Source organism: uncultured Anaerovibrio sp. (assembly GCF_947302755.1).
Lineage (GTDB): Bacteria > Bacillota > Negativicutes > Selenomonadales > Selenomonadaceae > Anaerovibrio.
Window position 1 is genome coordinate 1 of the sequence record NZ_CAMYWM010000065.1, and the last position, 14,042, is coordinate 14,042.

The following is a 14,042-nucleotide window of genomic DNA, read 5'->3' on the forward strand; positions in this document are numbered from 1 at the left end:
AAAGGGCTATGCCCGAAACTGAAAAACCACCCGCTAGGCGGGTGGCTGTTTATTTGCCTCCTGTCCGGTATTTTTGGTATCATAGGAAATGTATATTTAACCCCATGCTAACGGGTGCTAGGTATCCCTCCTTTTAGGAGGGAGAAAAGCCCCCATAGCTGATACTTTTCCATGGGACGTATTAACCAATAGACTTTGCCTTTTGGATACGTCCGCAAAGCTCTGGATTAATTCGACTACATTCAGTGGATGTATAAATCTCCCACTGAATAATTCTCAATTAAGAGGTTTAAGGTGATAATATGTTTTCAGTATTTAATGAAATTGTACAGCATATATTGGAGCTGTCCCATAAGCCGGACCGTACCATAGCAGCCATTGATGGCCGCTGCGGGGCCGGGAAAACCACTTTGGCGGCCTTACTCCATGAAAGGACGGGAGCCACTGTATTTCATATGGATGATTTCTTTCTTAGGCCGGAGCAGCGGACGGCAGAGCGGCTGGATACACCTGGGGAAAATGTGGACCATGAACGCTTCCTGTCTGAGGTACTTCTGCCACTGCGGCAGGGGGCTATGGATCTGCCCTATAAGCGGTTTGATTGTAAAAGCCAGTCCCTGCTGGAGCCGGTCAATATAAAGGTGGGGCAGCTCTGTATTGTGGAGGGGTCCTACAGCTGCCATCCTGCTTTGGTTGGGCAATACGATTGGCGGATTTTTTTGACCGTTTCCCCTGATGAGCAGATGGAGCGTATTATCAGGCGAAATGGTGCCGAGGCGGCCAAAGTATTTGCCTCCCGTTGGATTCCCTTGGAGGAAAGCTATTTTTCTATATGCGCAGTGGAAGGACAATGTGACTGCACAATAGATACAAGTAAAAAGTAAAGTAACATTTACCTTGACATTTTTTGTATTTTGCTGTTTAATACTGACAGGTTCAAAAAAATATTGAACAAACCTATGATGTGGAGATCAAGCAAATGGGGCACTCACAGAGAGCCCGGGCAGCTGGGAGCCGGGCAGAACGCTGATTTGTAAATGGACCACAGAGGGCACGATGAAATGCAGGACTTGGTATTTCCTGCAGAGTATCCCGTGACGTGCAGGCATACGTTAGTTGCCGGGGATATGATGGTATCCTGCTGAGTGTGTGAAGTCGCAAATCTAGGTGGCACCACGGGAATAGTTTATTCTCGCCCTTGATGATAGTTTATATCGTCGAGGGCGTTTTTATTATTTGCCCACACTTCGGTCAGGCTGCTGGAAGGAAAGCAGTTAAGAGCTTTCAAAAAAATGTTTTGCTGTTTGAAAGGAGCCAAAAAAATGATTAGAGAAGCAATTGAAAAAATCGTAAGAAAAGAGGACCTGACCTATGATGAGGCGTACACTGTAATGAATGAAATTATGCAGGGGGAGACCTCCCAGACCCAGAATGCCGCCTTTTTGGCAGCCCTGTCCACCAAGAGTACCCGGGCGGAAACCATAGCGGAAATATCCGGCTGTGCCGCCGCCATGCGGGAGCTGGCAACACCGGTACCCCATCCTGGCCTCAAGGTTTTGGAAATCGTCGGCACCGGCGGTGACCGCTCCAACACCTTTAATATTTCCACTACCTCGGCCTTTGTTATAGCGGCCGCCGGGGTCAAGGTGGCTAAGCATGGCAACAGGGCCGCTTCCTCCAAATCCGGTACGGCAGATGTCCAGGAGGCTCTGGGGGCCAATATTCACCAATCCCCGGAAAAAGCCCTGAAAATGCTGAATAGCTGCGGCATGTGCTTCCTCTTTGCCCAGCAATATCATAGTGCCATGAAATACGTGGGTCCTATTCGCAGGGAGCTGGGCTTCAGAACTGTATTTAATATCCTCGGTCCATTGACCAATCCGGCTAACCCGGACTATTTTCTGCTGGGGGTATATGATGAATATCTGGTGGAGCCGGTGGCCAAGGTATTGGATAAATTGGGGGTTACTAACGCCCTGGTGGTTCATGGGCTGGATTGCCTGGATGAGGTATCCCCCAGTGCGGAAACCACCGTATGTGAATTGAAGCATGGCTATTATCGCACCACCAGAATTTGTCCGGAGAATTTTGGCCTGGTACGGGGCACCAAGGAGGAATTGATAGGCGGCACCGCAGAGGAAAATGGGGAGATTACCAGGGGGGTCCTTTCCGGGAAAATACAGGGCACCAAACGAAATGCTGTATTGATGAATGCCGGATTGGCCCTGTATGTGGCCCAGGCGGCCCCTACCATGGAGGCCGGCATCAGGCTGGCAGGGGAAATGATTGACAGCGGTAAGGCCTATAGAACCATGGAGCAATATATAAAGGAGTCCCAGGAAGACTAAAATTAGTCTGATGTTTTTGTATTTTTTATTGCAATATGGCTTAAACAATGCTATAGTCAAAGAAGATAATAGAATAGCAAGGGGAGCGGAAATGCTGAGAGGTGTGTCAGAGAGGTCACACGACCCTGAACCTGATTTGGATAATGCCAACGTAGGAATGCTGACAGAGCCACACAGTAGGATAGTATACTTCGGGTAGCTTTGATACATATGGAATAATAAGGCAGTGTCCAGTCGGGCACTGCTTATTTTTTGGAGGTAGATTGAAATGAAACGAGAGTATGCAACACAAATGGAGGCGGCCAGAAAGGGTATTATTACGCCGGAAATCAAGGAGGTAGCCAGAAAGGAAAATCGGGAGGCGTCCTTTATAATGGATATGGTGGCCCAGGGGAAGGTGGCCATTCCTGCCAATGTGCGCCACAAGGGCTTGGAGCCCAATGGGGTAGGCAGTATGCTGAAAACCAAGATAAATGTCAATCTGGGAGTGTCCCGGGATTGCAAGGATTATGACATTGAGATGGAAAAGGTAATGAGTGCCGTAAAGCTGGGGGCGGAGGCCATTATGGATTTATCCAGCCATGGTAATACCCAGCCCTTTAGGCAAAAGCTGTGTCGGGAATGTCCGGCCATGGTGGGAACGGTGCCGGTTTACGATGCAGTAATTCATTATCAGCGGGATTTGGCCACCCTTACCGCCAGGGACTTTGTGGATGTGGTGAGACTTCACGCCGAGGATGGGGTGGATTTTGTTACTCTTCATTGCGGTATTACCCGCAAGACCATTGAGCAGATTCGCAAGGGGGAACGGAAGATGAATATTGTTTCCCGGGGCGGTTCGCTGGTTTTTGCCTGGATGTCCATGACCGGGGAGGAAAACCCTTTCTACGAATATTATGATGAGATTTTGGACATTTGCCGGGAGTATGACGTTACGGTAAGTCTGGGGGATGCCTGCCGCCCGGGCTGCCTGGCCGATGCCACTGACGGTGTGCAGATAGAGGAGCTTATCAGACTGGGTGAGCTGACCCAGCGGGCCTGGGACAAGGATGTACAGGTTATGGTGGAGGGTCCTGGCCATGTACCTATGGACCAGATAGCGGCCAATATGAAGGTACAGCAAACCATCTGCAAGGGGGCTCCCTTCTACGTATTGGGTCCATTGGTTACGGACATTGCTCCTGGCTATGACCATATTACGGCGGCTATTGGCGGTGCCATGGCGGCCATGAGTGGGGCGGCGTTTCTGTGCTATGTGACTCCGGCGGAGCATCTGGCCCTGCCCAATGTGGAGGATGTGCGTCAGGGAATTATTGCCAGTAAGATAGCAGCCCATGCAGCGGATATTGCCAAGGGCTTGCCGGGGGCTCGCGATCAGGATGATCGTATGGCAGATGCCAGACGAAAGCTGGATTGGGAGGCCCAGTACAAGGAGGCTCTGGACCCGGAAACAGCCAAGGCCATAAGAGACTCCCGTGCCCCTGAGGATGATCATGCAGATACCTGCAGCATGTGCGGAAAATTCTGCGCCGTGAGATCCATGAACAAGGCCCTGGCCGGGGAAATAATTGATATACTTTGAGAGTGAATATTTGTAATTATTTTTCAAGTGGAGCAAATAAGTTTTGATGCTGTTTGCTTCACTTTTTTGTTTGGATTAAATAATAAACTTCGTGCGAAACGGTTTTTCGCACTACGTCCTTACAACGAACACTAAGTTCCCACTGCGCCGTAGGCTTGTGCTCACTAAGTGTTCATAGTAAAAATATAATAAAAAACAAAACCCTGCTGAAAGTGTCGATTAACGAACTGTCTGCAGGGTTATTTTTGTGTGTAAATTATGTATGAACTCACTGGTCGCAGCAGTTGATTTCTGCGATTTCCTCAATGGTATGGTGCAGCTTATTCACCATGGGGGTATCAGCAGCGGTATAGTATACCTCCTTGCCCTCACGGCGTGTGGTTACCAGGCCGGTGTTTTTCAGCACCCGCAGATGATGGGAAACGGCCGGGGAGGACATATTCATAAAGGCGGCAATATCCACCACACATTCCTCAGTGTGACACAGCAGCCAAAAGATGCGCAGCCGGGTAGGGTCACCTAACTGCTTCATGGCCTCCGCCACCTGGGCAATGGTACATTCGGCTGGCATATTATCAATAATAAATTGCTCCTCTTCCTGAGTATGGTGCTTGTGGGGCAGTGTAGTCATTGTATAAAGCACTCCTTCTGATGGAATAACTATCCTGATGTATTGCTATTCCTATTATTATAGCAGAAAGTAACGATTAAGCAAAAAATTAACCCCACGCTAACAGGTACCAAGTCTCCCTCCTCTTAGGGAGAGACTTAGTACCCGCCAGCTCTGGATTTATTCCACTACATTTATTTATTGGGCGTATAAATCTCCCACTGAATAAGTCTAATTTAATTATTTACTTGACAACGATTAAGCGATTGTTTAATATATAGTCATAGAAAACAATTAAATAACCACTTAATTGTTCGCGCTATTGACTGACAATTATATGGATGTATGCAGGAAAAGAAAGGGAGGAATATTATTATGAAAAAGACCTATAAAATTGAAGTGGATTGTGCAAACTGTGCGGCCAAGATGGAGGAGGCGGCCAATAAGGTGGAGGGCGTCAAGGCTGCTTCGGTAAACTTCATGGCCTTGAAGATGAAGGTAGAATTTGAGGATGGAGTTGAGCCAAAGGAGATTATGAAAAATGTACTGGCGGATTGCCGCAAGGTGGAGCCGGACTGTGAAATATTTTTTGAATAAAATGAATGCTCAGTCAAAGAAGCTCGAGGTTACATCGGAATTTATTGGACTTTTACCCAGGGCTCTGCTGGTGCTGTATTCTCCCTAAGAGAAGGGAGTCTTAGTGCTGGCTGGTATCGGATAAAAGGGGCAGCAACGGGCTGCAGGGAGAGATTGTCATGACTGAAAAACAAAAGCAAAACCTGATACGCATTGTCATTACCTCCATCATAATGATTTCCCTGAATTTTATTGAGGCCGATGGCATGTTCAGATTTACCCTGTATATCATTCCCTATTTTATAATTGGACATGATATATTGATAAAGGCCGTGAAGGGTATCAGAAACCGTCAGCCCTTTGACGAAAATCTGCTGATGGCCATTGCCACCCTGGGAGCCATTGCCCTGGCCCTGTATCGTAGCGGTGATTACGTAGAGGCTATTGCGGTAATGCTGTTTTATCAGATTGGCGAATGGTTCCAAAGCTATGCTGTGGGCAAGAGCCGCAAGGATATTGCAGATTTAATGGATATTGCTCCCGACTATGCCAATATGGAAAATGAGGAGGGCCAGCTGGAGCAGGTGGACCCGGATGATGTGGAAATTGGTTCTGTTATTGTGGTTAAGCCCGGTGAAAGGGTTCCTATTGACGGAACTGTGGTAGAAGGACATTCTACTTTAAATACAGCAGCCCTTACGGGAGAATCTCTGCCACGGGATGTGGAACCAGGCAATGAAATAATTTCCGGCAGTATCAATCTGACGGGGTTGCTGAAAATACGGACCACCAAGGAATTTGGTGAGTCCACGGCCTCAAAAATTCTTGAGCTTATTGAGGATGCTGGTTCCCGAAAATCCAAATCCGAGGAATTTATTACCAAGTTTGCCCGGGTATATACCCCTATTGTGGTGTGGGCGGCCATTGCCCTGGCGTTAATTCCCCCAGTGGTTTTAACTGTAATGGACAGTGAACCAATGTGGGGGGCGTGGCTGTATAGGGCCTTGACCTTCCTGATAATCAGCTGCCCCTGTGCCCTGGTTATTTCTATTCCCTTATCCTTTTTTGCGGGCCTGGGGGCGGCCAGCCGTCATGGTATTTTGGTGAAGGGCTCCAATTATATGGAAACCCTGTCGGAAACCAAAACCGTTGTCTTTGATAAAACCGGTACCCTGACCAAGGGCACCTTTAGTGTGGTGGCCATTCATCCGGAGAAGCTGGATGAAAATCAACTGCTGCATTTGGCCGCCCATGTGGAGCGTTATTCCTCCCATCCTATTGCCCTTTCTCTGTTGGAGGCCTATCCGAATGAGCATGACGATTGCCGTATAGAAAATACAGAGGAAATTGCTGGCCGGGGTATTAAGGCCATTATTAATGGCGATACGGTTTGTGTTGGAAATGCGCGTATGATGGAGGATCTTGGCATTAATTGGAAGCCATGTGAGCATCATGGTACCATAATTCATGTGGCCATTAATGGTGAATACGAGGGACATATCGTAGTAGCCGATACTCCTAAGCCCCATAGCAAAGCAGCGATAAAGGCTCTTAAGGCCCAGGGAATACGTGAAACCGTTATGCTGACCGGTGACGCCAGGGCGGTAGCCGAGGCGGTGGCCGGGGAATTGGGCATTGATCAGGTGCGCAGTGATTTGCTGCCCCAGGATAAGGTCAGTGAGGTGGAACAGCTTCTGGCCGCTAAACCCAGTGATAAGGAAGCCTTGGCCTTTGTGGGGGATGGTATTAATGATGCCCCTGTGCTTTCCCGGGCAGATATCGGTATTGCCATGGGAGCGATGGGCAGTGATGCGGCCATAGAGGCTGCCGATGTGGTATTGATGGATGATGATCCATTTAAGATTGCCACAGCCATCCGGGTGTCCCGTAAGTGTCTTAGAATTGTAAAGGAGAATATCTGGTTTGCCATTGGTATTAAGGTATTGGTGCTGATTGCCGGTGCCCTGGGCTTTGCCAGCATGTGGGCGGCTATATTTGCCGATGTGGGAGTGGCAGTTTTGGCTATTCTTAATGCTATGCGGTGTATGTATATTAAGGCTCAGCAGCCAGAGACAGTATCGTAAAACAATATATTGTAAAACGAGCAGGGGCATTACCTCCAGCACAGATTAAGATCTAAATCCTATTGCTGTTGGCAATTACCCCTGCTCTTTGTATTTTAGTAAAATGCTTTTTTATATATTATTCTATCCTTACTCTAAATGACAGAATAGGGTCATTTAAATTGCCTAATATTTCTCCTTCCGGCAGCCATTCCCTGGACCAGCCCTGATTTTTGATGCGTCCCTTGTAGGAAACGGACCACAAATCACCTCGCCAGCTTCCCAAGCCTATTTGTATACCATCAATAGGCTTTCCATAGATACCGGCTGTGGATCCGTTCATGGCCCAGCCAGTCCATTTCCCGTTTTGTACGTGGACACGATACATAATGTACATATTGCGGCCTGTGAGAAATTGTACCCGTATGGCATCAATGGTCTGGGTGCCATAGGGGTCCCCGGCGGCTTCACCGTCATTGGCCCGGTCAGACCAGCCATTTTCCAGAGTGTGGGCATAATACTGTATCAGGGGGCGGTCACCGATATCATCCAGGTCACCCCATCCCCAGCCTAATCCCCAGGCGAAGCAGCTGCTCATGGAAAATAGCATGATACCAATAGTTAATACGAAAATCTTGATTTTGCCCATGAAAATCACTTCCTTCGCAATAAACTCCGCGCAAAATCATATTGTGCGCTACGTCCTTACACAAAATTTAAAGCTCATCTTCATCCTTCTGATTTGATTCACTAAGATTTCATATTAGATATCGAAAAAAACTGCCGGCCCCGCAAGGAACCGGCAGCCTTTTATTGTTAAAAGTTGATTAAATATCCAGCTCAATATTATGGATGGTTTCCTGCAATACCTTCAGCTTGTCGGTAACCGTGGCATTTACCCTATCCAGATCCTTGATGACCTGGGAGGACTTGCTGATTTGGTCAAGGCTATGCTGAAGGCTGTCGTGAACCGAGGAAACCTGCTTGGAGAAGCGCTGGTCAAATTCGTCAATCTTATCCTCAAATTCCTTGTTTTTGGCCAGAATACTATCAATGGCCTTAACATCGTTAATCAGGGTGTTAATGGCTTCATCGGAGCTCTGTACACTTTCCTGGGTGCTCTTGGACAGCTTGCCTACCTCCTGGGCCACAACGGCAAAACCGCGGCCGTGCTCACCGGCCCGGGCGGCCTCAATGGCTGCATTCAGGGCTAACAGATTAATCTGGGAGGAAATATCCGTAATAATCTGCATTACATCATTAATTTTCTCCGTGCTGGAGCTTAACAGCTGGAGCTTTGGCGTTATTTCGGAATTGCGCTCCAACAGCTGGGTGAAGTAGGAGCCCTGCTCGTCAATACCGCCGGATAGCTCCTGCATGGACCTCTTTACTTCATCCACATCCTTGGACATCTGCATCATGGTCCTTATGATGGACGGCAGGCTCTGCTGGTATTCATCAAAGAGATTCAGCACCTGATCCTTCAAAAGGCCTACCCGGTTTTGGCGGGCAATGACACGGGTAAGGAAGAATTCCTGGCAGGCGGCATAGTGTCCCGCAAAGAAATCAATGTATTGGTCGTGGAAGGAGGAGCCGTTTGGCTCATAATAGAAGAAAATCGCTGTCAGGGTTTCATTCATATGAAGACCACTGATTTCACCAAAGCTGGAGAAGCCGGCCACCGGCAGATTGGCAAACATATCAACATGGGTGATTTCATCAGGATAGCCCAGGCGGCGGAGAATACAGTCGTTGAGGATAGCTCCGATTGGTGCAGGCTTGTCCTTGCTGAATTCCCTTACGGCATTCTTTAAATCAGCCTCCAACCCCACACGCTTCATTAAATAGAGCCGCTCGCCGCTTTCAATATCGCAGAAGAAATTAATGCGGTAATTGCTTTCATCAATGCTGGCAATGGATCGGATAAAGTACTCCCCCTTGATATCAGTGGCGAAGGTGTACCCCTGCATCCGGTCATTGAGCTCAGCAACATTGGCGCAGCCCAATTCCTTCATCAATGCATCTATAAATGGAATGGTATCTCCGTTACTGTCCTCTACGGTGGAGATGTAGCGCAGGGCTGAATTGGCATTGACTACGTCAAAATACTTGCCCACCCGCTCAACGGCCTGTGTCTTTAATATGCCATAGCGGTAATTTTTGCTGGTGTGTACGATAACGGCCACTGCCACATTTTCCAGGACTGAGCTGTCATTGTAGATGTAGGTGTGCTGAAAATCCAACAGGCCGCCGGCACTGCCGCCAATAAACGGAATAGGGTACATGCCATTTTGGTAGAAGGCCTGCATTACAAAGGACTCGCAGTTGGACAAACCATCAATATACAGCATGGCAAAGGTATGGTTGATATTCATGCGGAATGGAACGTGATGCTTGTCAATTTCCTGCTGCATCCGTCTTACCCGCTCTTCCACGGTCATGTTTACCTGTCCATTGCGGAGGTCATCATTTGGCAAGTCGATGGTCATAATATACATATCATCGATCATGCGACGGGAGAATACTTGAAGCAAAACCTTGCGACGGTTGTCAGGTGCTTCACAATACAGACTGTGGCTCCCAGCTGGCCTGCACAGCTCGCCGGAGGTGGTCAACAAAATAAGCTTGGCATTAGGCGGCAAAACCTTCTTGATATCTGAAGCCACACTGTTAATATCATTATCCGGCGACACGTAGCCAACAACCAGGGCCGGTCCCTCGGCAACCTCGAAAAGGGGAGTCAGGGCAGCCGAATTTAATTCACTGGCTGTTAAATAGGCGACCTTGATATCGGAAGAGTTAGGAACACTGGCCTCGGGCTTTGCGGCAGGGCGAAGGGCTTTCGGTGCTATCCGTTCAGCTGGTGATGGTGCGGCAGCTTTGGGTTGATTTGATTTGAATAAACTATCGAACATAATCTGTGACCTCCTATATAAAGTCATTTTACGTTAATAACACAATCACTGTACATTGTTAAAATTCGTTATTGATAAATAATTTCCTGCCTTTAGAGAAAAATAAAATCTAATTCAAAAGGAAAAACTATAATCTAGATGTTATTATTTCCGTAGGCTATCGTGTCAAGTCCCTTCGTGGAACTGTCAGCCATGATGAGGCAATAGAAAAGGCAGCCAGTGAATATCGGAAATTCCCAATACAAAATCTTTCGCCGGTAGAGATGGAGTATTTGGCTCATATCAAGAGTTTGGAAAAGATAGCAAAAAAGAAGTCAAGGGAATAAAAAGTTGAGCAATAAAATGTGTGTGATTATATATGATGGGCCTTCCCTTCGGGGAGGACTTTTTCTTTACCGTGAAATGTGTGTTGTGGTAATAAATTTACAAATTAAATTAGGTGAGAATAAATGTTCTTTGGATTGGCAGAATTTTTGGATATGGCGGTATTTTCAAGGCTTGGTAGGAATGATAATATACAGATAATAAATATTGATTAGCTTTTAAAAAGCATTCAAGGATAGCATAAATGTCGCTTGGGAAGCGACCTAAAGATGGTTGTTTGTTGATAAAATTAGATTAGATAACAATTGCTTTATAGGACAAGGGGGTGTTGGTATGTTGGACGTTGCTTTTATATATGGTTATGAAAAAGCTAATTAGGAAAAATGTACTGACCCTAAATATTTTGAAAAGGATATAGAGGATACCCCTTGTGTAACAGTGGTTGAATATTCGGAGGAAGTATATAGGCGTATTCTTGATACGTACTATGTGTATTGTCCAAAGCATAATACCATGGAAGCATATATGGATATATCTGATGATAGGGTGGTTTCTGAAACTGGCTGCTGTTTCAAGGGATTATTGGGCTTTGCTAAGATTTATCGTAGGTATGGTGAAATCAACGATAAACCAGTTTTTATTCCTTACAGATGGAGAATATATCAGAGTGCTCCATCGAAATGTATAAATATTGCCTGTGATGTTATGAGAGTTCAAGACACGGTAAACGGAATTCTTACAAGGTGGATCAATTATTCATTATCAGTGGATTTTGTAAGCGAAAAATATGTGATATCTCAAATTAAACAAAAGGATGATACTTACATTAACTGGACAGATACAGATCTTGAAATCCCTGATGTTGTTGTTGAGACCGCTATAGAGATTATGCGGGAAAGTACGCTTTATGCTACTGGAATCAAGCCAAGTGTATTATGCCAGATAAAAAATAAATATACTGTGCTGGGATATATGAAGCGTCCATTTGACCCGAACATCGTATTTCTAAAAACATTTTTCAAGTATTTTCTTAGCCGGGATAGTTATTACATATTCGACGAAATCTTTAGCCGAGAGGAGAAAAATAACTATAAGGTAATGTGTGATTTGCTGGAAATTAAGCCACCCAAAAGCCTGCGCAAGGCCTATACCTTTAATCCGTATGCAATTGTTTGGTACATGATTTTCAAGCAGTGGGGTATAAAAGATATAAATTATATGCATAAATTCTTTTATCTGGATGAATGTATTGCCTCTATGCAGCTTAATAAATTTTACTATGATAAAGAAACAAAGCATGTTGCCAGGGAACGGTGGGATTCCGCACGACGTTGGGAAGTAGTGGAATTTTATTGTAAATGGTTACTTGAACAAAAAGGTGAAAAGAAAATGTTAAAGTGGCTGTATTCTGTTTCTGAAGATATAGTTTTGAACCAACTGCAATGGGATATACTTTTTTCATTTCGTGACTACTATAATAATTTGTCTGAAGAAGTCAAAACACGCTTACTACGAGATGGTTTGACGGATTACGTACATGATGCAATTAGTGTTGAAGTTACTGCTTTATCTGAAAGATGGGAATCTACTAAAATCAAATACAATAAGGTAGAGCAGGGCTATGCATGCAAGATTAATGGATATGAATTTAGATTGTTACCAAATACAAATATGCTTTCAAAGCTAGGGGCGGCATTTAATAATTGTGTGGCTTCATATCGGTATAGCATAATGAGACACGATTCTGTCATTATTTATGTTATGAACGATAAGGATTATTTGGCTTGTATAGAACTTCAAAATGAAAATCATATAGTTCAGGCATTGGGGAAATACAACTTTCCGTTGTCCAAGGAGGTAAATGACGTTTGTTACTATTGGGCTCAGCACAATAATTTGGAGATAGATGTAAATCATATAAGCCCTATTTCAAAAGAAGAATTAGTGCTCTTTGATGATGCTGTAATTGAACCAATTCCTTATATAAAAGCAGTGGATGAAATGAATCTAGAGGAATTGTTAAATTTAGATGTAAAGCAAATATATGATGGATATTATTTGAGATTGGAGCAGCTCTTGAGCGAGTCAAATAAATATCCACTATCTGCCCCATATTGGATGGAATTTGCTGATGAAGCAAGCAGACTGACATACCTTCTTCCGGAAGGGGAGAGAATCTTTAAGGAAGCGGGACACGGCAACACAGAGGCTATGCTGGCACTGGGGCTCATGTATTTTAAGGGAAGGGTTATAATACAGGACTATGATAAATCCTTGGAATGGTTGAATAAGGCGGCTGAATTGGGTAATAGAGAAGCTGCAAACATGATTAACAAAGTGAAGAATTACATGAATAAGAAGCTGTCCAAACGGGATTTGGCTATATTGAGTGGGCTATCTGCTATGAGACATAGGGTAGCCGTCGGAGAACTAGGTTAATATAAAATGGTTATAAATGGGCATAGGAGGCGGTTACGATGTTAGAAAAACTGGATACGAGTCCTCAAGTATGGATCAGGAAATCAGGTAAAGAGAAATGGCACGAAGATAATACCGAAGCCTTGAAACCATTTTCTTATACGGCTGATGAAATATCCTTTGTAATTGTAGATGAATTTGAAAAAGACAAGCGTAAGTGCTGGTGCCCAAAGCATCAGAATTTTGAGTTTGCTGACTATACCTCAGAATCAAATCATAATATTCAAATGGAAAGTGCCTGTGCCTTTTCTAAATATCAGTTTACGATATTCCCTATTGATGATGAAAAAACAAATACAGATCGCATTATTCCTATACGGATAGAGCTTACCCAGACAGATGATGGTCATTTGCTTAGATTAAAGGTTATCCATGTTCATCTAAAGTTTTTGAAAATATTACATTGGCGTAAACTGGGGTGGGACTTAATGCCGCATTTTAGTTTTTCTGAAGCATACTATGAGTGGGACATGGAAAATGGGACATATCATTCGTTTCCCGATAATAATGGAGTTGAATGGAATGTAAACTGGGAAGGGTACGATGAAGAATACACAAGAATGATGTCACATCATTTCGTGGCAAAAAATACATTACCGACTAAGATTTTTGAATTAGTAAAAGCTCGTATTTGGGCTTATATGTCAGCCAAGATTGCGCCATATAAAATAATGTGGCCCAAGAATTTGCTAATAAAAACACTGGGGGATTTGTTAAGGCTTATAAAACACCCTATGGATATACATATATCTTTTTTGGAGGATTTTTCCCGGATAAATGAAAAACTGGAAAATAAAAGATCCAGTCATTCCTTTAAAGATCTATGTAAGATATTCAATTGTAAACCACCTTATAGCGTAAGAAAAATGTATGGTAATAATCCATATACTTTTATTAAATACTTGTGGCTGATGGGACTTGGTTTTAAAGATATTGAGGCTATTGTGTATTGTATGGGCAATCATTCAGACTGGAATGGTTCCCACGTCCGCTATGATTTTGAAAAAAATGAAATAATCTGGAACGAAAACAGTTATTGGCCAGAGAAAAAAGATATTGATTTTTATATGAAATGGCAACTGAAACATGGAGTAGGAGCATTCCTGTAATTGTCTAAAATGAGCTTTGCAATAAAAAAGGAACTCC

The 14,042-nt window shown here is 44.6% G+C and carries 10 protein-coding genes and 1 riboswitch; of the genes, 7 read left to right on the top strand and 3 right to left on the bottom strand.

Annotation, left to right across the window (positions count from 1 at the left end; all coding sequences use genetic code 11):
- The first annotated feature begins 302 nt into the window (after positions 1–302).
- From Q0Y54_RS07615 to thiC, 3 genes are all read left to right on the top strand, one after another.
- On the top strand, positions 303–884 hold the full coding sequence (locus tag Q0Y54_RS07615) for a uridine kinase (RefSeq protein WP_297965932.1): 582 nt from the start codon (positions 303–305) through the stop codon (positions 882–884).
- A gap of 438 nt (positions 885–1,322) precedes the next feature.
- Positions 1,323–2,348 carry an anthranilate phosphoribosyltransferase gene (gene trpD / locus Q0Y54_RS07620; RefSeq protein WP_297965934.1) on the top strand — a complete coding sequence of 342 codons (1,026 nt, stop codon included), beginning with the start codon at positions 1,323–1,325 and terminating at the stop codon, positions 2,346–2,348.
- 69 nt (positions 2,349–2,417) lie between these two features.
- Positions 2,418–2,523, top strand: a riboswitch (TPP riboswitch).
- Between the two features lie 93 nt (positions 2,524–2,616).
- On the top strand, positions 2,617–3,930 hold the full coding sequence (gene thiC / locus Q0Y54_RS07625; protein ID WP_297965937.1) for a phosphomethylpyrimidine synthase ThiC: 1,314 nt from the start codon (positions 2,617–2,619) through the stop codon (positions 3,928–3,930).
- 268 nt (positions 3,931–4,198) lie between these two features.
- Here thiC and Q0Y54_RS07630 read toward each other — a convergent pair whose 3' ends face one another.
- A complete protein-coding gene (locus Q0Y54_RS07630) occupies positions 4,199–4,561 on the bottom strand; it encodes a helix-turn-helix transcriptional regulator (RefSeq protein ID WP_297965940.1) in 363 nt (120 codons plus the stop codon).
- 354 nt (positions 4,562–4,915) lie between these two features.
- On the opposite strand from Q0Y54_RS07630, the gene Q0Y54_RS07635 reads away from it, so the two are divergent.
- Positions 4,916–5,137 carry a cation transporter gene (locus tag Q0Y54_RS07635; RefSeq protein WP_297965944.1) on the top strand — a complete coding sequence of 74 codons (222 nt, stop codon included), beginning with the start codon at positions 4,916–4,918 and terminating at the stop codon, positions 5,135–5,137.
- Positions 5,138–5,295: 158 nt separating this feature from the next.
- Complete coding sequence (locus Q0Y54_RS07640; protein WP_297965946.1) at positions 5,296–7,200, top strand: heavy metal translocating P-type ATPase; 1,905 nt, start codon at positions 5,296–5,298, stop codon at positions 7,198–7,200.
- A gap of 118 nt (positions 7,201–7,318) precedes the next feature.
- Here Q0Y54_RS07640 and Q0Y54_RS07645 read toward each other — a convergent pair whose 3' ends face one another.
- Positions 7,319–7,828 carry a hypothetical protein gene (locus Q0Y54_RS07645; protein ID WP_297965949.1) on the bottom strand — a complete coding sequence of 170 codons (510 nt, stop codon included), beginning with the start codon at positions 7,826–7,828 and terminating at the stop codon, positions 7,319–7,321.
- A 178-nt stretch (positions 7,829–8,006) separates the two neighbouring features.
- Complete coding sequence (locus Q0Y54_RS07650; protein WP_297965952.1) at positions 8,007–10,094, bottom strand: methyl-accepting chemotaxis protein; 2,088 nt, start codon at positions 10,092–10,094, stop codon at positions 8,007–8,009.
- 837 nt (positions 10,095–10,931) lie between these two features.
- On the opposite strand from Q0Y54_RS07650, the gene Q0Y54_RS07655 reads away from it, so the two are divergent.
- Together Q0Y54_RS07655 and Q0Y54_RS07660 are read left to right on the top strand one after the other, a co-directional pair.
- Positions 10,932–12,857 carry a tetratricopeptide repeat protein gene (locus Q0Y54_RS07655; protein WP_297965955.1) on the top strand — a complete coding sequence of 642 codons (1,926 nt, stop codon included), beginning with the start codon at positions 10,932–10,934 and terminating at the stop codon, positions 12,855–12,857.
- A gap of 38 nt (positions 12,858–12,895) precedes the next feature.
- Positions 12,896–14,005 carry a hypothetical protein gene (locus Q0Y54_RS07660; RefSeq protein WP_297965958.1) on the top strand — a complete coding sequence of 370 codons (1,110 nt, stop codon included), beginning with the start codon at positions 12,896–12,898 and terminating at the stop codon, positions 14,003–14,005.
- Positions 14,006–14,042: the final 37 nt, after the last annotated feature.

Excerpts from the sequence above, each read along its gene's own strand:
- Q0Y54_RS07635 (WP_297965944.1), top strand. The coding sequence starts at position 4,916 with ATGAAAAAGACCTATAAAATTGAAGTGGATTGTGCAAACTGTGCGGCC.
- Q0Y54_RS07640 (WP_297965946.1), top strand. The coding sequence starts at position 5,296 with ATGACTGAAAAACAAAAGCAAAACCTGATACGCATTGTCATTACCTCC.
- Q0Y54_RS07650 (WP_297965952.1), bottom strand. The coding sequence starts at position 10,094 with ATGTTCGATAGTTTATTCAAATCAAATCAACCCAAAGCTGCCGCACCA.
- Q0Y54_RS07655 (WP_297965955.1), top strand. The coding sequence starts at position 10,932 with ATGGAAGCATATATGGATATATCTGATGATAGGGTGGTTTCTGAAACT.
- Q0Y54_RS07630 (WP_297965940.1), bottom strand. The coding sequence starts at position 4,561 with ATGACTACACTGCCCCACAAGCACCATACTCAGGAAGAGGAGCAATTT.
- Q0Y54_RS07615 (WP_297965932.1), top strand. The coding sequence starts at position 303 with ATGTTTTCAGTATTTAATGAAATTGTACAGCATATATTGGAGCTGTCC.
- trpD (WP_297965934.1), top strand. The coding sequence starts at position 1,323 with ATGATTAGAGAAGCAATTGAAAAAATCGTAAGAAAAGAGGACCTGACC.
- Q0Y54_RS07645 (WP_297965949.1), bottom strand. The coding sequence starts at position 7,828 with ATGGGCAAAATCAAGATTTTCGTATTAACTATTGGTATCATGCTATTT.
- Q0Y54_RS07660 (WP_297965958.1), top strand. The coding sequence starts at position 12,896 with ATGTTAGAAAAACTGGATACGAGTCCTCAAGTATGGATCAGGAAATCA.
- thiC (WP_297965937.1), top strand. The coding sequence starts at position 2,617 with ATGAAACGAGAGTATGCAACACAAATGGAGGCGGCCAGAAAGGGTATT.